This is a genomic window from Streptomyces sp. NPDC001002, assembly GCF_053599215.1.
The window spans coordinates 20,153-40,715 of sequence record NZ_JBSFLV010000087.1 but is presented as its reverse complement, the minus strand read 5'-3'; the positions used below and the strand labels follow the sequence as shown (position 1 = coordinate 40,715).

Below are 20,563 nucleotides of genomic sequence, written 5' to 3'. Positions count from 1 at the left end.
ATGGCGTTGTGGGGGGTCATGGTGCCGGGGCCGGTCTGGGTGTTCCAGTACCAAAGGCCGGTCTTCCAGGCCACGGCGGAGTCGTTCTGCACCAGCCAGGGGTTGTTGAGCAGGTCGATGCCCAACGCGTCGCCGGCGGCCTTGTAGTTGAAGTTCCAGGACAGCTGGATGGGGCCGCGTCCGTAGTAGGCGGCCTGTCCGGCGGGGCAGCCGTAGGACTGGCTCCAGTCGCAGTAGGTGGGGTAGTTGGCGGTGTTCTGCTCCACCACGTACACCAGTCCGCCGGTTTCGTGGCTGACGTTGGCCAGGAAGGCGGCGGCCTCCTGCTTCTTGGTGGTGTCGGAGCCGGTGTTGGCGAAGCCGGGGTAGGCCGACAGGGCGGCGGTGAGGCCGCTGTAGCTGTAGAACGAGTTCCGGCTGGGGAAGATCTGGTTGAACTGCGCTTCACTGACCACGAAGCCGGAAGGAGTGGTGCCGCCTCCGCTGGCGGGGGCGGTCCACTTCTGGTTGGCGGCGCCGGAGCAGGTCCAGATCTGCAGGCGGGTGGCGTTGGCGCTGTTGTTGCCGGTGACGTCCAGGCATTTGTTGGCCTGGGGGTTGACGATGTCGTTCGCGGAGCTGACGGCCCACTTCTGGGCGGCGGAGCCGTTGCAGTCGTACAGCTGGACCGTGGTGCCGTCGGCGGTGCCGCCGCTGGTGACGTCGAGACACTTGCCGAGGGCGCGCAGGGTGCCGTCGCCGGGGTTGGACCAGGTCTGGGCGGCGGTGCCGTTGCAGTCGTAGAGCTGGACGGCGGTTCCGTTGGCGGTGTTGGCGCCCGCCACGTCGACGCATTTGCCGGCCAGGCCGGTGATCCGACCGTCCGCGGCATGGGCCGGCGTGACGGCGAACAACGTTGTCATCGCGGCGGCCAGCAGGGCGACGAGAGCGGTGACGAGGGCGAGACGGTCGAAGGCGATCCGTCTGGGGCGGAGCAGGCCGAAGCCGGAGGTGGGCATCACGGATGTCGCTCCTTGGCGGTGAATGGGGGGTGGGGGAGAGTCCAAAGGGCACCACTGATGCAACTGGTCCAGACCTTGGCAGGTCCATTCAAGTGCGTCAACACTTAAGGAAAGAAGTGAAGTTGACGAATGGATATCTTGACGGGATGCGGTAAACATCCTGGCGAGGAGGCCGACCGGAATGAAATGGACGGGCGCGCGCTACACCGACAAACCCACCGTCGAGGTGCGAACCTGGATCGACGCCCCGCCCGAGCGGGTGTGGGCGCTCGTGTCGGACGTCGCACTGATGCCGGGCCTGAGTGACGAACTCCAGTCGGTTGAATGGCTCGACGACGCCACCGCACCCGCGGTCGGCGCCCGGTTCCTCGGCCGCAGCAGCCATGAGGCGCTCGGGGACTGGACCACCACCTCGTACGTCATCGAGTACGAACCCGGCCACGTCTTCGCGTGGGCCGTCGAGGACCCCGCCGACCCGTCCGCCGTCTGGCGCTTCCGTCTCCACGCGGGCGACGGCGGCACCGAACTGTCGGAGTGGGTGCAGTTGGGGCCCGGCCGCTCCGGACTCTCCCTGGCCATCGGCCGGATGCCGGAGAAGGAGGAGAAGATCGTGTTTGTACGGCTGCGGGAGTTCGAGCGGAACATGACGGCCACCCTGGAGCGGATCAAGCGGCTGGCGGAGACCGGCTGATGCGCACCGCGACCACCGTCGAGGCATCCGGCGGCCGACACTGGGCCGAGCAGACCGAGTTCGTCGTGGAGGCCGAGAAACTCGGACTCGACGTCTGCTGGGTGGCCGAGGCCTGGGGCTCCGACGCGCCCTCCGCTCTCGGCTACTACGCCGCCCGCACCGAGCGGATGCTGCTGGGCTCCGGCGTCATCCAGGTCGGCACCCGCACGCCGGTGGCCGTCGCGCAGACCGCGATCACGCTCTCCAACCTGTCCGGCGGACGCTTCCTGTTGGGCCTCGGGGCCTCCGGCCCACAGGTCATCGAGGGCCTGCACGGCGTCCCGTTCGCCCGGCCGCTGGCCCGGATGCGGGAGACCGTGGAGATCGTGCGCCGCGTCCTCGACGGCGGCAAACTCTCCTACGCCGGCACGGAGTTCCGTATCCCGCTGCCCGACGGCGACGCCGTCCCGATGCGCCTGTCGACGCGGGCCGAGCACGCCGTCCCCGTCTATCTCGCCGCCCTGTCACCGGCCATGCTCCGCCTCACCGGTGAGGTCGCCGACGGTTGGCTCGGCACCAGCTTCGTGCCCGAGGGCGCCGCCGACGCCTACTTCGCGCCGCTCGACGAGGGGCTCGCGCGGAGCGGGCGCGAGCGGGCGGACCTCGACGTCTGCCAGGGCGCCGAGGTCGCGTTCGCTCCCGACGAGGACGCCCTCGGCGCGATGGTCGCAGGGCGCAAGAAGGAACTCGCCTTCAGCCTCGGCGGCATGGGCTCGGCCTCGACCAACTTCTACAACCGGGCCTACAGCCGCCAGGGTTGGGCCGCGGTGGCCGCCGAGGTACGCGAGCGCTGGCAGGTCGGCGACCGGGACGGCGCGGCGGCTCTCGTCACCGACGAGATGGTCCTGGGTACGACGCTGATCGGCACCCAGGCGATGGTGCGACGCCGGTTGGAGGTGTGGCGGGACGCAGGGGTGGACACCGTACGGCTGTATCCGGCCGGGGAGACCCTGGAGGCGCGGCTCGCGACGTTGGGGCGGGCGATCGAGTTGGTGCGGGAGGTCGGGGGCGGGGCGTGATGGCGACGGGGCGTGCTCCGGACCGAGCTCCCAAGGGCAAGGCCCCGAGCGCACCCTGGGCAAGCCCCTGAGCTCACCGCCCGATCGCGTCCAGTTCCGCGATCGCGTCCGCCGGAAGCGTCAGCTCGGCCGCCGCCACGTTCTCGCGCAGGTGGTCGACCGAGGACGTACCCGGAATGAGGACGATCGAGGGGGAGCGCTGCAACAGCCAGGCCAGCGCGACCTGTTGGGGCGAGGCGTCGAGGCGGGCGGCGACCGCGGTGAGGGCGTCGTGCTGGAGCTGGGAGAAGCCGCCGAGCGGGAAGAAGGGAGCGTAGGCGATGTTCTCGGCCGCGCAGCGGTCGACGAGATCGTCGTCCTTGCGGTTGGCCAGGTTGTAGAGGTTCTGGACCGTCACGACCGGGGCGATGGACCGGGCCTCGGTGAGCTGGGCGGCGGAGACACCGCTGAGGCCCAAGTGCCGGATCAGCCCCTCCTGTTGGAGCTCCGCGAGGGCGGTGAACCTCTCGGCGATCGAGTCGTCCCCTGAGCTCTCCACCGCGCCGAGCCGCAGATTGACGGCGTCGAGGGCGTCGACGCCCAGCCGCCGCAGGTTGTCGTGCACCTGTGCCTTGAGCTGGTGCGGTTCCTGGGCCGGCAGCCACGCCCCCGTGCCGTCGCGGCGGGCGCCCACCTTGGTGACGATCCTCAGGTGCGCCGGGTACGGGTGCAGGGCTTCCTTGATCAGCTCGTTGACGACGTAGGGGCCGTAGAAGTCGCTGGTGTCGATGTGCGTGATGCCCAGCTCGACCACCTCCCGCAGCACCGCCAGCGCCTGGTCGCGGTCCTTGGGCGGGCCGAACACGCCCGGCCCCGCCAACTGCATGGCGCCGTAGCCCATACGGCTGAGGGTGAGGTCCGGGGCGAGGGTGATCGTTCCGCCGGGAGCTGAGGTGGCCATGGTGGCGCCCTTCGTGTGGTCGTCCGATGCGATCACCACTCTCCTACGGTCGCGGCCGGGTAGGCAGTACCTCCTGCTTCCTGGGAACGCCGGTACCAGGAACGCGGCCGTGGAATTTTCTCGCCGAGATTCTTCCGGCGTGGTGTCGATTCGGGTCGGTGCCGTTCGTCGGCGGGGTGTAGGAAGCAAGAGACGACCTGGAGGACCCCATGAAGTACATGCTGCTCGTCTGTGGCGACGACACCGCCGACGGCTCGGGAATGGCACCCGTCGAACCCTGGGTGGAGGAGCTGGGCGACAGCCGCGTACGGCTGCACGGCCACCGCCTCGCGAAGCCCTCCGAGGCCGTCACCGTGCGCGTCCGCGGCGGCGAAGTGCTGCGCACCGACGGGCCGTTCGCGGAGACGAAGGAGTACGTCGCCGGATTCGACGTGCTGGAGTGCGACAGCCTGGAGGAGGCGGTGCAGGCAGCCGCCCGGCACCCCGTGGCGACCATCGGGGCCATGGAGGTACGTCCGTTCTGGCCGATGGAGGGCGAGGAGGACGGCGAGACCCAGATCCGCCGCCTCGACGCCGAACTGACCGAGGCGGCCCGCGAGCGGGACGTCGAGCGGACGCTGGCCTACTACGCGCCCGACGTCACCGCCTTCCATCTCGCCGACGGCCGGGAACTGCACGGTCTGGACAGCTTCCGGAAGGTCGTGGAGGACTTCTTCGGGAGCGTGACCGGCCCGGTGATCCGCGAGGTGCTGGACCTGCGGGTCCAGGGGGATGAGAGCGTCGCCTTCGCCCACTCCCTCGTACGGATCCGGGCCACCCGCACGGACGGCACGCCCCTGGACGACGTCCTCCGCGTCACCACCGGCTACCGCGACGCCGGTCTGCGCTGGCTGATCACCCACGAGCACGTGTCGCGCCAGACGGGATGACGGCCGTGAAATACGTCCTGTTCGTCTGCGCACCGGCGGACGACGAGGAGCCCGTCCGTACGCCGGTCACGGCCCTCCTGCGCCCGCCCTCCGACGCCACGACCGTGCGCGCCCGGGGTGACGAAGTCCTGCTGGACGACGGGCCGTTCGCCCGCACCGAGCATTACGTCGCGGGCGTCGACCTGGTCGAGGCGGCGGACCTCGACGAGGCCATCGCGCTCGCCGCGCAGCACTCCGCGGCCGGCGGGGGCGGGCCGGTCGAGGTGCGGCCGGTGCGGGGGTGACCGACGGTGTCTGACGAGGAGGTGTCCGAGGCGGGGGCGTCCGATGCGGAGGTGTCTGACACCGAGGCGTCCGACATGAAGGCGCCGGACATCGAGGAGGCCGTCGCCGTTGCCTTCCGCGAGGAGTGGGGCCAGGTCGTCGCCACCCTGATCCGGGTGACCGGCGACTGGGACCTCGCCGAGGAGTGCGCGCAGGACGCCTTCGCCCAGGCCCTCGACCGGTGGCGGCGCGACGGAGTGCCGCGCCGCCCCGGCGCCTGGCTGACCACGACCGCCCGCAACCGAGCTCTCGACGTCCTGCGCCGGGAGGCGGTCGGGGCGGCCAAACTGCGGGAGGTTGCGGTGCTGGCCGGCGACGAACCGTACGACGACAGGGACAGGGCCGGATCGCCGTACGAGGATGACGACGCCAGCGGCGTCCATGACGACCGGCTGCGGCTGATCTTCACCTGCTGCCACCCCGCACTCCCCATCGAGGCGAGGGTCGCGTTGACCCTGCGTACGCTCGCCGGGCTGACCACCCCCGAGATCGCCCGCGCCTTCCTCGTGCCCGAGGCGACCATGGCCCAGCGCCTGGTGCGGGCCAAACGGAAGATCCGCAACGCCGGCATCCCCTACCGCGTACCGCCCGCGCACCTGCTGCCCGAGCGCACGGCGGGCGTCCTCGGTGTGCTCTACCTCCTCTTCAACGAGGGCTACGCGGCCTCGTCCGGCGCGGAGCTGGTCCGGCGGAACCTGTGCGCCGAGGCCATCCGGCTCGCCCGGGTCCTGGCCGGGCTCATGCCGGACGAGCCGGAGGTGCTCGGGCTGCTCGCGCTTCTGCTGCTGCACGACGCCCGTCGGCACGCGCGCGTGGATGACGCGGGTGAGCTGGTGACCCTGGAGGACCAGGACCGCGGTTCCTGGGACCGGGCCGAGATCGACGAGGGCGCCGCCCTGGTGGAAACGGCACTGCGCCGGGGCAGCCCCGGGCCGTACCAGATCCAGGCCGCCATCGCCGCGTGCCACACCACCGCCGGTACGGCCGCTGCGACCGACTGGGCCGATATCGCCGCGCTCTACGGCGAGTTGACCCGCTTCGTGCCCTCGGCCGTGGTCCGCCTCAACCGCGCGGTGGCCGTCGGCATGGCCGAGGGCCCGGAGGCGGGCCTCGCCCTGGTCGCGGAACTGGAGCGGGAGGGCGAGCTGGCCGACTACCACCTGCTTCCGGCCACCCGCGCGGATCTGCTGCGCCGCGACGGGCGCATGGAGGAGGCGGCCGAGGCGTACCGGCGGGCGCTGGAGCTGGTGGAGAACGAGGCCGAGCGGAGGTTCCTGGAGAAGCGGCTCGCGGAGTGCGGGGCGTAGGAGCGGCTCGCGGGGGCGGGTCGTAGGAGCCCTTCGCGGGGCTCGGGTCGTAGAGGTCGTAGAGAATCCAGCCGCCGGTCAGGAACCGTCCAGTGCGTTCGTGATCGCCTTCACCCCGCCGTGCGCCGCGTATCCGCCGTCGACGGTGATTTCCGCGCCGTTGACGTACGCCGCCTCCTCCGACAGCAGATAGACGACCAGCGGGGCCACCTCGTCGACCGTGCCCGCGCGTCCCTGGGGTGTCATCGCCAGATGGGCGCGGACGAAGACCGGGTTGGCGGTCGCCATGAGCGGGGTCTCGATGTACCCCGGGTGGATCACGTTCGTACGGATGCCGCGTGGCGCCAGCTCCAGGGCCGCCACCTTGGACAGGCCGCGCAGTGCCCACTTGCTGGCCGTGTACGCGACCGCGTGATGTGCCGTGAGCCCCGCGACCGAGCCGACGTTGACGATGGAGGAGCCGGCCGGCATCAGGGAGGTCAGGGCCTGGATGCCGAGCAGGGCGCCCGTCGTGTTGACCGCGAACGCCCGGTTCCAGTCGGCGAGTTGGACCTCGCCGAGGCGGGCCCGCATGGGGATGCCCGCGTTGTTGACGAGGCCGTGCACGACCGCGAGGTCGGCCGCCAGCGTCGTCCAGTCGTCCGGCGCCGACACGTCCAGGTGCCGGTAGCGCACGTCGAGGCCGTCGGCGCGCAGGGCGGCGGCGAGCTTCTCGCCGGGTTCGTCCAGGACGTCGGTCGCGACCACCGACGCGCCCTCGCGGGCGGCGGCGGTCACCTCGGCGGCGCCCTGGCCCTGCGCGGCTCCGGTGACGACGACGGTACGGCCCGCCAGGCGCGTACGGCTCACGGCTCCTCCAGGGGTGGGTGCGGGATGTCTCCCGCCCACGCTAGGAAGCCGCGGACAGCTCCGGAAACGCGCGTTCGGCATGGCTGGCATCCGCGGCCGTGATCTCGTCGCAGTCGGTATCGGCGGCCGTGATCCCGTCACAGGCGGCATCGACGGTCGTGATCTGGTCACACTCGGCGTCAGCGGCCACGATCTCGTCCTGCCCCAGGGAGGCGCCGACCTTGCGCACGGTCTCGCGCAGCCAGCGGTGGGCCGGGTCGGAGTGCCGGTTGTGGTGCCAGTACATGGCCTCCACCAGCGGTACGTCCGGGAACGGCGTCGGTACGACGGCACAGCGCGCGAAGTTCTCGTAGCGCCGGGCGAGCCGCTCGGGCACCAGGGCGACCAGGTCCGTGCCGCCGACCAGGAACGGCAGCACGTTGAAGCCGGGCGTGCTGACCTGCACCCTCGGGGTGATGCCGAGGGTCTCCAACTGGCGTTCGGCGGGCGTGAGTTTGCCGATCGCGCACGCGGCGTGCGGCATCTCCGCCAGGTCGCGTAGCGCGAGCCGCCCGTCCGTCAGCCGAGGGTTGTCCGGGTCGACCAGGCAGACGAACCGGTCGTGCATCACGGTCTCGCTGACCCCCGGCAACTGGTATCCGAGGGGCACGATCATCAGGTCGTGACAGCGCAGGTGCGTCTCGTTCTCCAACTGCCCGTCGACGATGGGGTGGAAGTCGATACGGACCCCGGGCGCCTCCTGCGCGATGACGCGCAGCAGCGGCTCGACGAACACCGTCATCACGTAGTCGGACATCACCACCGAGAAGCGCTGCCGGCTGCGCCGCGGGTCGAAGTGCCGGGTCAGCGAGAGCGCCTCCTCGGCCTTGTGCAGCGAGGCCTGCACCACCGGGAGCAGCCGTTCGGCCAGCGGTGTCAGCTCGTACTCCCGGCCGACCCGCACCAGCAGCTCGTCGTTGAAGTGTCTGCGCAGCCGGGCCAGCGAGCCGCTCATCGCGGACTGGCTGGTGGACAGCCGCACGCCCGCGTGCGTGACGTTCTTCTCCTCCAGGAGGGCTTCCAGTGCCACCAGAAGATTCAGGTCGATCGCTCCGAGACCCATGGAGTTCCTTCCGGCCGCGTCGTTGAAGCTCGGTGAAACCGGAGCGTAACGACCGGGCTCCGGCCGAGGAAGATGCCGGGACGGAACTCACAGCGATCCGATAAGAGCCATCGCGCCGACGGATATCAGCAGGTCAGCGTTGCTACGGCCGTGGAGTGCGGCCGCGCTTGCGGGCCCGGGGGAGATACGCGTCCGTGCGCCCCGGCACGATCCGGTTGGACACGGTGCCCAGCCGCTCGACGCTCAGCGTCACCGTGTCGCCCGGCGTGAGCGGTGGCGGCGTACGCTCCCCGAGCCGCCCCCAGAACTCCGCAAGCGCACCCCAGCCGCACGTGCCCGAGCCGAGGACGTCCCCGGGCCGCACCCATGTGTCCCGGGCGGCGTAGGCGACCATCTCCTCGAAGGTCCAGGACATGTTGGCCAGGGTGTCCCGGCCGATCAGCTCCCCGTTGAGGGTGACCGTCATCTCCAGGTCGAGGAAGCCGTCGGCGTCCCGCCGGTCCGCCACCTCGTCGGCGGTGACCAGATACGGGCCCAGGGTGTTCGCGAAGTCCTTGCCCTTGGAGAAGCCGAGGCCCAGGTTCTTCTCGGGCTTCTGCAGATCGCGCGCCGACCAGTCGTTGAAGACCAGATAGCCGACGATGTGCTCGCGCGCCCGCTCCGGCGTGAGGTCCCGCCCCGCACGCCCGATCACGGCCCCCACCTCCAGCTCGAAGTCGAGCACCGAACAGCCCGCCGGGACGGGCACGTCGTCGTGGGCGCCGTAGGCCGCGTGCGGGTTGGTGAAGTAGAAGTTCGGCGCCCGGTACCACTCCTCGGGCACGTGCTCCAGGCCGTCCAGCGACTTCGCGACGCCCTCGATGTGCGCCTCGAAACCGACGAAATCCCGGATCGCGGGCGGCTTCAGCGGCGGCAGCAACCGCACCTGATCCACCGTCAACTCGCTCGTCTCACGCAGCGCTTCGGTGCCGGCCGCATGCAGCACTTCCTGCTCAAGGAGGGTGAGGACCGTGATCCCCTCGGGCAGCGGATGGACCACTCCGTCCCGGACGACCCCGGCGCGCTCCACGCCCTCGTACTCGTACGTCGCGAAACGCATGGCCTCATTGCTCCCAGTGGTTGGTGTTGGTGACAGTCCCTGCGCTCAGATAGCCCGCGAACAGGCCCTTGGGGTCGCGGACGGCCCGGATCTCCCGCAGCCGTCGCCACTGCTCGTCGCCCATGAACCTCAACTGCCGGACGGTGAAGTCGGAGTCGCCGAGGTACTGGCCGACGGTCACCGGCCGCATCGCCGCCGTCACCTCGTCCAGCCAGGCCCGCAACTCCCCGTCGCGCTCGGGCTCGTCGTGGACGACGTACGTGGCGCAGTAGATCTCCGACTGCAACGAGAAGGCCATGTCGGGCAGTTCGCGCAGGGGAGCCATCGAGAACCAGATGGTGAAGGTCTGTCGGGTGGGGTGCTCGGTGAACGCCTTGCGGATCGCCGGTACGACCTCCTCGGCGGGTCCGCTAAGCCAGGCGTTGTCGACGAGATAGCGGTGACCCTCGGGGTTGGCCGTGCGCTGACCGGCCAACTGCGCGGCGAACGTGGTCGGTTGGGCTTCCACGCGGAACAGGGCCCGATCGGCGTACGGATTCGCGTGCAGCGGGGCGAGAGCCTCGGCGGCCTGCTCCGGGGTGTCGGTCATCGAGACACCGGTGACGAGCAGGACCGGTTCGTCGAAGTCGGGCGGAGTCTGGGTGAGGGCGACGATCTCGACCAGCTCGGAGAGCGTGTGGTGCATGCCGTGCAGCCAGGTCATGACCTCGTCGAAGAGGTCGAGGGGGTAGGCATGCACGGTGTGCCCGAGGTGCCTCGGCAGCGGGCGAGTGCGCAGGTGGAAGCGGGTGACGACACCGAAGAAGCCGGGGCCCGCGCCGCGCGCCGCCCAGAACAGGTCGCTGTTCGTCGACTCGTCCGCGCGCACCAGCTCGCCCTCGGCCGTGACGACGTCGAGCGCCACGATGTTCTCCGCCGCCCAGCCCCACCCGCGCGCGTTCCAGCCCTGCCCACCCTGGAGCAGGAAGCCGCCGATACCGACGGAGGGACAGTGCCCGCCGTTGAAGAAGCGCCCGAACTCGCCCAGATACGGGTTGAGTTCGTCGCCGCCCTTGATGCTCGGGGTGGCGGTCACGATCCCGGTGTCCGGGTCGTACGCCAGCTCACGAAAATCGCCGAGGTCGATCAGCAGCGCGTCCGCGCGCACCGACCAGGCGGCCCAACTGTGCCCGCCGGAGCGGACGGAGACCTGCCAGCCGCGCTCCAGGGCCAGGCGTACTCCCTCGACGACGTCCTCCTCCGAGGCCGCACGCAGCACGGCGGCGGGCCACCGGTCCGTCGGGCGACGGGCGTTGAAGACCCGCCCGAAGCACGCCTCCTCGAAGTCCGAGTCACCGGGCAGGTGCAGGGTGCCGGAGAACCTGTTCATGCCCACGCTCACTTCACCGCGATGGGGTTGACCGGCGCGCCCACCGCGCCGGTCACCGGCAGGGGAGCGGCGACCAGCAGGAACTCGTACACGCCGTCCGCCGCGCAGTCCTCGGCGAGCGTCTCCAGGTCCCACATCTCGCCCAGCGGCAGGCCCATGTTGGGGATCGCGATCTGGTGCAGCGGGGACATCGCGGGCTCGGCGAACTCGTACGGCCGCACCTCAAGACCCCATGTATCGGAGGCGATCGCCGCGATCTCCGTGCGGTGCAGCCAGCCGAGCGTGGAGAAGGAGAGGCCGGGGGCGTCGCCGGCGGCGTAACCACCCCACTCGCCGAGGCGTCGTACGCGGCCCAGTTGGCCGGTGCGGATGAGTACGAGGTCGCCGCGGCGGACGCTCGATGTCGCGCCCTGTGCCTCGATCGTGGCGCGCAGGTGTTCCTCCAAGATGGGGAAGCCGTCGGGGAGTTCACCGTGCTCGTCGCCGATCGCCCGTCCCACGTCGAGGAGGACGCCGCGGCCGGTGAAAGCCTCCTTCATGTGCTCGATGCCGGTGACGGAGTCGCCGTTGCCGTTGACGATGGTGCACGGACGGCCGTTCCACGCCTGCTTGTTGTCGTAGATGTGGCCGAGCCCGTCCCACTGCGTGGAGGCCTGCAACGGCATCACGACATGGTCGTCCGCCCCGCCGAACCCGTGCGGGAAGCCCTGGGTGCCGGCCGCCGCGTCGGAACCGGTGTCCTTCATGTAGTGCACGGGGTTGATCCGGCCCCGGAACCCGCGCTGCGGACCCGACTCGTTGAACTCCAGGGCGAGCGAGAAGGACCGCCCGCGCCGGACCAGTCCGGCCGCGTGGGCGCGGATCGCGTCGTCGATGAAGTTGAGCGTGCCCAGCACATCGTCCTCGCCCCACCGTCCCCAATTGCGGTAGGCGGAGCGGGCCTTTGCGAGTTCTTCCTCAATCGGACCCAAGGTCATCGGGTACGTCCTTTCAGGAGCAGGTCGAGTGCGTTGCCCCCGGCGACGGCGGCCCGGTCGGCCGGGGCGAGCCCCGCCGCGTCCAGCCGGGCCACCGGGTCGGCGACACCCATGTCGAAGGGGTGGTCCGTGCCGAGGACGACCCTGTCCGCACCCACCTGGGCCACGAGCTGGCGCAGCGCGCTCGGCGTGTACACGAGGGCGTCGAACCACATCCGCCGGAGATAGGAGCTGGGCGACTCAACGCAGCCGCGCGCGTCTTCGCGTACTTGCCAGGCGTGGTCCGAACGCCCGATGTATGTCGGCAGATAGCCGCCGCCGTGCGCCGCCACCACCTTCAGGCGCGGGAAGCGGTCGAGGACACCGGTGAAGATGAGATGCGAGAGTGCAATCGTCGTCTCCACCGGCTGACCGACCGAGTTTCCCAGGTAGTTGGTCGCCAGGCGCTCGCCGAGGGAACAGCCCCAGGGGTGGATGAACACGACCGCGCCCACTTCTTCGGCCCGCTGCCACACCACGTCATGCGCGGGGTCGGCCAGTTCGCGGCCGTCGACCGTCGTGGAGACGCTGATCCCGTACAGGCCGTGGTCGTGGACCGCCTGGTCCAGCAACGCGACGGCCAGGTCCGGGTGTTGGAGCGGGACCGTGCCCAGGCCGTACAGCCGGTCGGGTGCGGTGGCGCAGTGCGCGGCCACGGCCGCGTTGACGGTCCGGGCGAGCCGGATCGCGAGGTCCGGGTCGGCCCAGTAGTGGTGCATCGGCATTGGGCCGACCACTTGTATGTCGACGCCCATCGCGTCGAGGTCCGCGAGACGGGTGGTGACGTCCGTCAACTTTGGTGCGAGCCGCTGGAGTTGGGCGCGGTTGACGGCCAGGGACGCGGGGGAGTGGGCGTGCTGTTCAGCCGCGAGTTCGGTGGCGAGGCCGGGGGTGCCCGCGACCAGGGCGTCGGCGGCGGGGACGGCGAGGTGGCCGTGGAAGTCGACCACGGGTGAGCTGTTCATGCCGCTGCCGTCAGGTTGTCCAGCGTCTCCGACATGATCCGGGCCGGGTCGGCGCCGGGCGTACCGGGGTGGATCTCCCAGTCGGCGAGTTGGAGGGAGTTCTCCAGGACCATCCGCACGCGCGGAAGCCGACGGGCCATGAAGCGGTCAAGGGCCACCCCCAACGGCTCGCTCCCGGTGACCAGTTCGGCCAGCAGCACGGCATCCTCCATGCACATCGCCGCACCCTGCGCGATCAGCGGCGGACAGGCGTGCGCGGCGTCGCCGATAACCATCGCGCGACCGCGGTGCCAGGGCTCGTCGACGAGGATCGCCTCGATCCAGCGGTAGTCGACCGCCGTGTCGCCGGGCAGCGACGCGAGGATCTTCCCCCAGGTGCCGCCGTATCCAGCGCCGCGTTCGCGCAGCAGGTCGAGCGGGGCGCGGGAGCCGATCAGGGTGGCGTCGAGGTTCTCGTCGAGGAGGTAGGCGTAGCACTGGTCGGGGGAGATGGGGCTGTAGCCGGCCTTGAAGCGGGGGCCGCCGTAGTACACCTCGGCGCAGTCCATCTCGGCGGGCCGCTCGGCGACGACCCGGAAGATCGACATGCCGACGGGACGGGGCCTCGCGTCGATGCCGATCAACGCGCGCATCGCCGAGTTGATGCCGTCGGCGCCGACGACGAGGTCGTAGCGGCCGGTCGAGCCGTCCGTGAAGCCGACGTCCACATGGTCGGACGCTTGGCCGAGCCGGTCCACGCTCAGTCCGAGGCGTACCCGTACCCCGTGCGCGTGCACCGCGTCGCACAGCGCGTCCTGCAGATCCGAGCGCAACGCGCCCGCCGTGGAGGGCAGTTCGGGACCACCGGTGTGCGGGGTGTCCAACTCGGTGATCAGCCCGCCGTCGGCACGGCGCAGCCGCATGATGTCGAAGGGCACCGCCCGAGCCAGCACCCGGTCGAGGACACCAACGGAACGCAGCGCCTTGAGCGCATTGCCCTGAAGGGTGATGCCATGGCCCACACCGAACCACTGCGGAGAGATCTCGGCGAGCTCCACCTCGGCGCCCCGCTGGGCGAGCGCGAGACACAGCACGCTTCCGGTGATGCCGCCGCCGACGACGAGCACCTTTTGTACGGGCATGGGCGATCCTTGCGAACGTAGACAGAGGTGGGGGTCAGCCCGAGAAGCGGGCGCCGAGCTCGTGGAAGTGCTCGACGGTCGGCGGCTCGGCGAAGAACGGTCCGACCAGGGCCCGCCAGCGACCGAAGGCCTCCGACTCCCGGAAGCCGACCGTGTGCGCCTCGACCGACTCCCAGCCGACCAGCAGCAGAAAGGTCGTCGGCCGCTCGTGGCAGCGCAGCAACTCCGCCCAGCGGAAGCCGTCGGCCTCGGCGAGCACCTCGCGTGCCTTGCCGAAGACCTCCGCGAACTCCGCCTCCCGGCCGTCCTCGACCGTCAGCTCGGCATGCTCGACCACCACGGCGTTCTCCTCGGTTCGGGGTGGCTCCGAGCCTGATCGGCGGTCCGTACGGGGTCAACGGATCGAGGCATCGCCAAGGGGGACGTCATCCATCCCGCACGGCGATGGAGGCGCAGTTCAGGGCCGGGACCGGCCGGTGATGGCAGGCATCGCGGATCGCCATTTCCGCCGCGTCCCCGGGCTGCCTAGCGTCGAGGGCGAGCCCCTACCCGTACGAGGAGAGCGCCGTGCCCGATCCACTGCCCACGCATGCCGGACCCTTCGCGCTCGGTACGTTCGCCGATCAACTCGCTGATCAAAGGCGCGGATTCGCCGGGCTCGTCACCGGCTCCCGCGTGCGCGACCTCTCCGACCTCGTGCCGTCCGTCCGCGCGCTCGTCGAGGACTGGGACGCCTGGCTGCCCCGCCTGCACGACCTGGCCCGGGCCGCCGACGGCACCTGGCACGACCTGGCCGACCTCCGTGTCCTCGCCCCCGTCGAGCCCGGCCAGATCCTGCAGAGCGGCGCCAACTACCGCAAGCACGTGGTCGATCTGGTCGCCGCCGAGAAGGAGAGCGTGCACGGCGCCACCCCCGAGGAGGCTCGCGCGGACGCCGAGCAGATGATGGACGAACGCGCCCGCAATGGAGTGCCGTACATCTTCCTCGGCTCCCCCCGCGCGATCACCGGTCCCTATGACGACATCGTGCTCCCCGCGCTCGGCGAACAGCACGACTGGGAGCTCGAACTCGCCCTGGTCATATGGAGGTCGGGCAAGAACATCCCTGCCGAGAAGGCGATGGAGTACGTCGCCGGATACACGATCTCGAACGACCTCACCACCCGTGACCGCCTCTACCGGCCCGACCTCAAGGCCATCGGCACCGACTGGTTCACCGCCAAGAACGCGGACACCTTCCTGCCGACCGGTCCCTTCCTCGTCCCGGCCGCCTTCGTCGGGGACCCGAACGATCTGCGGATCACCCTGCGCCACAACGGAGTTGTCCGGCAGGACGAGTCCACCAAGGACATGATCTTCGATATCCCGCGTCTGATCGCGTACGTCTCCACGACCGCCACCCTGCGCCCCGGCGACCTGCTGCTGACCGGATCGCCGGCCGGCAACGGCGCCCACTGGGGCGTCTTCCTGAAGCCGGGAGACGTGCTCGACGCGGAGATCACCGGCCTGGGCCGGCAGCGCAACACCGTCAGGAGTCACGCATGACCTTCCAGCCGATCACTCATCTGCGCCATGTCGACCTGGCCGTACCGGACTTCGAGCGGCAGCGCGCCTTCTACGCCACCACCTGGGGTCTGACCGAGGTGGCGAACGACAGCGGGCTCGCCTTCTTCGCCGCCGAGGGCAGTCCCGAGCAGTACATCGTGCGGATCCGCGCGGACGAGCGGAAGCGGATGGACCTGGTGGCCTTCGGCGCCGGATCGCCGGGCGCCGTCGATGAGTTGGCGCTACGGCTCGTGCGGGCCGGGGTCCAACTCGTGCACGAGCCACGGGCGTTGGACACCCCGGGCGGCGGCTACGGGCTCCGCTTCTTCGACCCGGATGGCCGCGTCGTCGAGGTGTCGGCCGAGGTCGCCACCCGCACGCACCGGAGGATCGAGGAGCGCGAGGCCATCCCCGTGCGGCTCTCGCACTGCGTGGTCAACTCCCAGGTCCCGGAAGGGCTGCGGGACTTCTACGTCGAGCACCTCGGCTTCCGGCTCACCGACACCCTCTACTCCACGCACATGGGCGACCTCATGTACTTCCTGCGCTGCAGCCCCCTCCACCACTCCTTCGCCATCGCTCGCGGACCCCATGTCTCCCTGCACCACGCCTCGTTCGAGATGCGCGGCGTCGAGGAGTACATGCGCGGCACGGGACGGGCGCTGCGCGCGGGGACGCGGCTGACCTGGGGGCCCGGCCGGCATCTCGCGGGCGACAACACCTTCTCGTACTTCCACGACCCGCACGGCAACACCGTGGAGTACACCACCGAACTCGCCGTCCTCGAAGAGGACCTGTGGCACCCCGGCCGACACGACGTGGACGACCCGATCACCCAGGACCAGTGGGGCACCGCCGACCCGATGAGCGAGTCGGTCGCCAAGGAGCAGTTCAACGACCCCGACGTGCTCTTCGTAGCGCCGCCGGTCTGACCCGAAGTACTCATGGAGAGGCGGTAGTTGTGGCAGAGGTGTTGAAGCATGCCGTACCCGGGGCCGAGGTGACCGCGTCCCTCGATCAGGTGCGTTCGACCGTGGCCGGTGTCATCGCCGATGTCCGCGAGCGCGGCGACGAGGCCGTGCGCGCGTACTCGGAGAAGTTCGACCGGTGGAGCCCCGATTCCTTCCGGCTGAGCGAGGAGGAGGTCGAGAAGATCGTCGCGTCGGTGCCGCAGCAGGTCATCGACGACATCAGGTTCGTACAGGAGCAGGTCCGTGCCTTCGCCGGCCATCAGCTGGACTCCTTGCGGGAGTTCGAGGTGGAGACGCTGCCGGGTGTGCGGCTCGGGCAGCGGCACATCCCTGTGCAGGCGGCCGGCGCGTACATCCCCGGCGGGCGGTATCCGCTCACCGCCTCCGCCCACATGACCGTCGTGACCGCGAAGGTCGCGGGCGTACCGCGCGTGGTCGCCTGCACGCCGCCCATCCACGGCGAGATCCCGGCCGCCACCGTCGCCGCCATGCACCTCGCGGGCGCGGACGAGATCTGGCTGCTCGGCGGGGTCCAGGCGGTGGCGGCGATGGCCGTCGGCACCGACTCGATGTCGCCCGTCAACCTGATCGCCGGGCCCGGCAACGCCTACGTCGCCGAGGCCAAGCGGCAGCTGTTCGGCGAGATCGGCATCGACCTGTTCGCCGGGCCGACCGAGATCCTCGTCCTGGCCGACGAGCACGCCGACCCCTTCGTCTGCGCCGTCGACCTGCTCTCCCAGGCCGAACACGGCCCGGACTCACCGGCCGTGCTCATCACCACCTCCCGTGAGGTCGCCGAGCAGACCATCGCCGAGGTCGAACGGCTGCTGCCCGGCATGCCGACCCGCGACTTCGCGGAGCCCGCCTGGCGCGACCACGGCCAGGTCCATGTCGTCGACACACTCGACGAGTTGTACGCGCTCGCCGACGAATTCGCCTTCGAGCACGTGGAGGTGCTGACCGCCGAACCCCGTCTCGCCCTGGAGCGAATGACCCAGTACGGCGCCCTGTTCCTCGGCGAGGGCACCTGCGTCTCCTTCGGGGACAAGGTCATCGGCACCAACCACGTACTGCCGACCCGGGGCGCCGCCCGCTACACCGGTGGCCTCTGGGTGGGGAAGTATCTGAAGACGGTGACGTACCAGGAGGTCACCGACACCGCGTCGCAGGTCCTGCTCGGACGGCTCTGCGGCCGGGCCTCCCGCGTCGAGCTCTTCGAGGGGCACGCACGCTCCGGCGACGTACGGGCCGCGCGGGCCGCCGGTGACGAGCTGCCGTGGAACACCGCATGACCCTGCGCGGGCGCACGGCCGTCGTCACCGGGGGAGGCGGACCGCTGGGACGGGCGTTCGCCCTGGCCCTGGTCGGCGAGGGCGCCCGGGTCATCCTCGTGGGGCGCGGCGAACAGGCTCTCGCCGACGCAGCGGCCCGCGTGGCTAAGGAGGGCGGCGAGGCGCGTACGGCGGTGTGTGACGTCGCCGACGAGGCAGCCGTGCGTCGACTCGCCGCCGAACTCGCCGACGAGGACGTGTCGTTGCTCCTCAACAACGCGGGCGTCGCGGGACCGGTGCGACCCCTCGTCGACGTCGAACCCGACGAGTGGGACGGCGTCTTCGCGGTCAACGTCCGTGGCGTCTACCTCATGTGCCGGGCCTTCCTGCCGCCGATGATCGCGGCGGGCCGCGGTGACATCGTCAACGTCGCCTCGGTGAGCGGGAAGCGGCCGCTCCTCAACCGCACCCCGTACACCGCCTCCAAGATGGCGCTGCTGGGCCTCACCCGGACGCTCGCCGGAGAGGTCGGCCCGCGGGGTGTCACGGTCAACTCCCTTTCCCCGGGCCCCGTTCGGGGACCGCGGATGGACCGCAACTTCCGGCTCACCGCCGAACTGGCCGGCTGCACGGTCGAGGAGGCCGAACACGACTTCGCCTCCCGCGCGGCTCTCGGTCGGCTGGTCGAGGAGGACGAGGTGGCCCGCGCACTGGTCGCGATGCTCGGCATGCCCGGCCTGTGCGGGGCCGACATCGATCTGTCAGCGGGGATGGTCGCGCCCGCGTAGGCGGAGACGGAACGGCGAGGTGGGCGGCGTACCGGCCGCTCGCCTCGTCTGCATGTCCGCCCCCGAGCACGTCCTGTGACCACGTTGTGTGATGGCCATGAAACGAGCCGCCCGATCCGAGGCATCGGGTTCCGGGATGCGTCAGCGAAGCGCCTATTCCCTTCTGTGCAGGGCTGATTCACTCCTTCGTGCGCACCTCAGGTGCCCGCTCCGAGCCGTTGCCGCCACGGACGAGACGGCCGGTTCGTCACGCTGCGCAACGGCGCACTCGATCCTTGGAAGGCATGCAATGACGCTGATCACCCGACGCTCGGTCCTGATCGCAGGCACCGCCACGGCCGGCGCGCTCCTGGTCCCGGCCACCTCCGCCTCCGCCACCGCCTCGCCGAAGGTGTCCGGCCGGCAGATCACCGTCGGCTCCGGAGAGACGTACGAAGTCGCCGCGACCACCCGGGTGAGCCGCCTGACGATCGCCGCGGGCGGGAAGATCGTCGCGCCGGACGGACACAGTCTCACGCTGACCGTCGACGGCGTGGAGACCGGTCAGTTGCTCACCGAGACCGGCGGGACCGCGACTCTCGTCCAGGCCGGGACCTACCAGGGAGATGTCGTCCTCACGGTGGCGGCGGCGAACGAGGTGACGTACGAGACGCTCACCTTCCCCTTCCGGCAGGCGATCTACGTCGACGCGGACGGAGTCGTGCGCGACAAGTCCGTCCTCGCGGCCGTGCTCGGCGGCAGGCTCACCGACACCCTCGCCCGGGGCGTGTCGATCACCTCGACCGGCGAGTGCTTCGACGGCGTGTACGTGCAGGGCGCCACCTACACGCTGGACCGGCCGGTCATCTCCCTGACGGGCAACGGCCGTAGTGACTTCGCCGGTTACGGTGCCGCCGTGGTCGGCGACGGCTCCGCCACCAAGCTGGTCGTGGACGGGGCCCGCATCACCAACAAGGGCGTAGTCCGCACCGGCGTCATCTCCGACGACGGCGCGAACGTCATCGTCAAGAACTCCGCAATCCGCTGCCGCAACGGCGTCCTGCCCGCCGACTACCAGGCCACCGTCGAGACCCCGTACATGGAGTCGGTGCCCTGGATGCTCGGCCTCGACGGCAATGTCCGCGCCACCAACCTGATCGGCGCGAACAGCACCGCCACCTATCTCAACTCCACCGTTTTCTCGGAGACTTGGGGCGCCCTGTCGGTCGAGGGCGGCAGCGGCCTCAAGCTCACCGCGATCAACAGCCATGTGGGCAACACGGGGGAGTACGGCTACGGCACCTATGCCATCGGCGACGCCACCGTCCGCGTCCTCGGCTCCCGCTTCGACGTCGGCAGCTACGCCACGATCATCGCGGGCCCGGCAGCGGTGGTGCACTACGGGGACAGCACCCGTGAGGCGGTGTCCGCGCTCAACACCGAGCTGGAACTCGGGCTGTCGACGGCCGAGTTGAAGGCGCTGCCGGTCCGCAGCACGGTCGTGAACTCGGGGCACTTCGGCTACATGTTCTTCGGCACCGGCACGCTGACCCTGGACGGCGGCACGGTCGTCAACTCCGAGCGGGCCACCTTCCTGAACAAGGGCCAGCAGACCACCATCACGGTCGACGGCTCGAAGGGTGCCCGTCTCGCCCCGCGCGACGGCGTCATCCTGCAGATGATCGAGCTGGACGACCCGGGCCCGGTGCCGGTCGACGGCAAGATGATGAACATCGGCGTCTACACCGAGCCCACCGACGACCCGACGAAGGACACCACCTTCGATGTCACCGCCGTCCACGCCACCGACGGAGCCGCCGCCTTCACCGCCATCGCGCTCAAAGGCGACTTCTACAACGGCATGCGCAAGGGCAAGAACATGGTCCTCACCTTCGAGGACGCGTCGGTCGAGGGCGTCATCTCGGCGACGAAGGCCAAGCACCGCGTCGCCAGCATCGACGCCACCACCTTCTACGAGCTGGGCATCGTCACCAACACCGCCCAGGCCGCCGTCAACAACGGCGCGATCGTCCGGCTGAACAGCGGCTCCCGATGGACCGTCACCGGCACCTCGTACCTCACCGCGCTCACCCTCGCCGCCGACGCCACCGTACGGGCGCCGCGCGGTAAGTCGGTGACGATGACGGTCGACGGCACGGCGACCGCGATCGCTCCTGGTGCGAGTTACACCGGCGCTATCACCCTCACCGTCGCGTAAGGGCGGGCGGGGGCGCGGTC

20 protein-coding genes are annotated in these 20,563 nt (G+C 70.4%); 10 read left to right on the top strand and 10 right to left on the bottom strand.

Going from position 1 to position 20,563, the window contains the following annotated elements:
• Nucleotides 1-902: glycoside hydrolase family 19 protein (locus tag ACWDR3_RS31890; RefSeq protein WP_450356047.1), on the bottom strand; the 902-nt coding region annotated here is incomplete at its 3' end.
• 280 nt (nucleotides 903-1,182) lie between these two features.
• Between ACWDR3_RS31890 and ACWDR3_RS31885 the strand changes: the two genes are divergently transcribed.
• The gene (locus ACWDR3_RS31885) at nucleotides 1,183-1,692 is read left to right on the top strand and encodes an SRPBCC family protein (RefSeq protein WP_450356043.1); all 510 of its coding nucleotides are present in this window, start codon (nucleotides 1,183-1,185) and stop codon (nucleotides 1,690-1,692) included.
• Nucleotides 1,692-2,750, top strand: coding sequence for an LLM class flavin-dependent oxidoreductase (locus ACWDR3_RS31880; RefSeq protein WP_450356042.1), 1,059 nt, complete (start codon nucleotides 1,692-1,694; stop codon nucleotides 2,748-2,750). The genes ACWDR3_RS31885 and ACWDR3_RS31880 overlap by 1 nt, the downstream gene beginning before the upstream one ends.
• Before the next feature lie 73 nt (nucleotides 2,751-2,823).
• On the opposite strand, the gene ACWDR3_RS31875 is transcribed toward ACWDR3_RS31880, so the two are convergent.
• Entirely contained in the window at nucleotides 2,824-3,690 is an 867-nt protein-coding gene (locus ACWDR3_RS31875; protein WP_450356046.1) for an oxidoreductase, read from the bottom strand.
• 209 nt (nucleotides 3,691-3,899) lie between these two features.
• On the opposite strand from ACWDR3_RS31875, the gene ACWDR3_RS31870 reads away from it, so the two are divergent.
• The 3 genes from ACWDR3_RS31870 (at nucleotide 3,900) to ACWDR3_RS31860 (ending at nucleotide 6,250) form a co-directional block, all read left to right on the top strand.
• The gene (locus ACWDR3_RS31870) at nucleotides 3,900-4,619 is read left to right on the top strand and encodes an SgcJ/EcaC family oxidoreductase (RefSeq protein ID WP_450356041.1); all 720 of its coding nucleotides are present in this window, start codon (nucleotides 3,900-3,902) and stop codon (nucleotides 4,617-4,619) included.
• A 5-nt stretch (nucleotides 4,620-4,624) separates the two neighbouring features.
• Nucleotides 4,625-4,903 (top strand): YciI family protein, encoded by a 279-nt coding sequence (locus tag ACWDR3_RS31865; protein WP_450356040.1) that lies wholly within the window; start codon nucleotides 4,625-4,627, stop codon nucleotides 4,901-4,903.
• 75 nt (nucleotides 4,904-4,978) lie between these two features.
• Nucleotides 4,979-6,250, top strand: coding sequence for an RNA polymerase sigma factor (locus tag ACWDR3_RS31860; protein WP_450356045.1), 1,272 nt, complete (start codon nucleotides 4,979-4,981; stop codon nucleotides 6,248-6,250).
• Nucleotides 6,251-6,328: 78 nt separating this feature from the next.
• On the opposite strand, the gene ACWDR3_RS31855 is transcribed toward ACWDR3_RS31860, so the two are convergent.
• The 8 genes from ACWDR3_RS31855 to ACWDR3_RS31820 form a co-directional block, all read right to left on the bottom strand.
• Entirely contained in the window at nucleotides 6,329-7,099 is a 771-nt protein-coding gene (locus tag ACWDR3_RS31855; protein WP_450356039.1) for an SDR family NAD(P)-dependent oxidoreductase, read from the bottom strand.
• A gap of 40 nt (nucleotides 7,100-7,139) precedes the next feature.
• Entirely contained in the window at nucleotides 7,140-8,201 is a 1,062-nt protein-coding gene (locus tag ACWDR3_RS31850; RefSeq protein WP_450356038.1) for a LysR family transcriptional regulator, read from the bottom strand.
• Between the two features lie 142 nt (nucleotides 8,202-8,343).
• Entirely contained in the window at nucleotides 8,344-9,300 is a 957-nt protein-coding gene (locus ACWDR3_RS31845; RefSeq protein WP_450356037.1) for a fumarylacetoacetate hydrolase family protein, read from the bottom strand.
• Between the two features lie 4 nt (nucleotides 9,301-9,304).
• Nucleotides 9,305-10,675: an FAD-binding oxidoreductase gene (locus ACWDR3_RS31840; RefSeq protein ID WP_450356036.1), complete on the bottom strand. Its 1,371-nt coding sequence runs from the start codon at nucleotides 10,673-10,675 to the stop codon at nucleotides 9,305-9,307.
• A 2-nt stretch (nucleotides 10,676-10,677) separates the two neighbouring features.
• Nucleotides 10,678-11,646: a cyclase family protein gene (locus tag ACWDR3_RS31835; protein WP_450356035.1), complete on the bottom strand. Its 969-nt coding sequence runs from the start codon at nucleotides 11,644-11,646 to the stop codon at nucleotides 10,678-10,680.
• Nucleotides 11,643-12,650, bottom strand: coding sequence for an amidohydrolase family protein (locus ACWDR3_RS31830; RefSeq protein ID WP_450356034.1), 1,008 nt, complete (start codon nucleotides 12,648-12,650; stop codon nucleotides 11,643-11,645). Before ACWDR3_RS31830 ends, ACWDR3_RS31835 begins: the two co-directional genes overlap by 4 nt.
• Nucleotides 12,647-13,771 carry an FAD-dependent monooxygenase gene (locus ACWDR3_RS31825; RefSeq protein WP_450356033.1) on the bottom strand — a complete coding sequence of 375 codons (1,125 nt, stop codon included), beginning with the start codon at nucleotides 13,769-13,771 and terminating at the stop codon, nucleotides 12,647-12,649. Before ACWDR3_RS31825 ends, ACWDR3_RS31830 begins: the two co-directional genes overlap by 4 nt.
• 34 nt (nucleotides 13,772-13,805) lie before the next feature.
• Nucleotides 13,806-14,111: an antibiotic biosynthesis monooxygenase family protein gene (locus tag ACWDR3_RS31820; protein ID WP_450356032.1), complete on the bottom strand. Its 306-nt coding sequence runs from the start codon at nucleotides 14,109-14,111 to the stop codon at nucleotides 13,806-13,808.
• Nucleotides 14,112-14,338: 227 nt separating this feature from the next.
• Between ACWDR3_RS31820 and ACWDR3_RS31815 the strand changes: the two genes are divergently transcribed.
• The 5 genes from ACWDR3_RS31815 to ACWDR3_RS31795 all read left to right on the top strand — a co-directional run bounded on the left by ACWDR3_RS31815 (nucleotide 14,339) and on the right by ACWDR3_RS31795 (nucleotide 20,543).
• Nucleotides 14,339-15,316 (top strand): fumarylacetoacetate hydrolase family protein, encoded by a 978-nt coding sequence (locus ACWDR3_RS31815; RefSeq protein WP_450356031.1) that lies wholly within the window; start codon nucleotides 14,339-14,341, stop codon nucleotides 15,314-15,316.
• On the top strand, nucleotides 15,313-16,248 hold the full coding sequence (locus tag ACWDR3_RS31810) for a VOC family protein (protein ID WP_450356030.1): 936 nt from the start codon (nucleotides 15,313-15,315) through the stop codon (nucleotides 16,246-16,248). The genes ACWDR3_RS31815 and ACWDR3_RS31810 overlap by 4 nt, the downstream gene beginning before the upstream one ends.
• Before the next feature lie 29 nt (nucleotides 16,249-16,277).
• Nucleotides 16,278-17,579 (top strand): histidinol dehydrogenase, encoded by a 1,302-nt coding sequence (gene hisD, locus ACWDR3_RS31805; RefSeq protein WP_450356029.1) that lies wholly within the window; start codon nucleotides 16,278-16,280, stop codon nucleotides 17,577-17,579.
• Nucleotides 17,576-18,346, top strand: a complete 771-nt coding sequence (locus tag ACWDR3_RS31800) for an SDR family NAD(P)-dependent oxidoreductase (RefSeq protein ID WP_450356028.1) — start codon at nucleotides 17,576-17,578, stop codon at nucleotides 18,344-18,346. Before hisD ends, ACWDR3_RS31800 begins: the two co-directional genes overlap by 4 nt.
• Nucleotides 18,347-18,635: 289 nt before the next feature.
• Nucleotides 18,636-20,543 carry a hypothetical protein gene (locus ACWDR3_RS31795; RefSeq protein ID WP_450356027.1) on the top strand — a complete coding sequence of 636 codons (1,908 nt, stop codon included), beginning with the start codon at nucleotides 18,636-18,638 and terminating at the stop codon, nucleotides 20,541-20,543.
• Nucleotides 20,544-20,563: the final 20 nt, after the last annotated feature.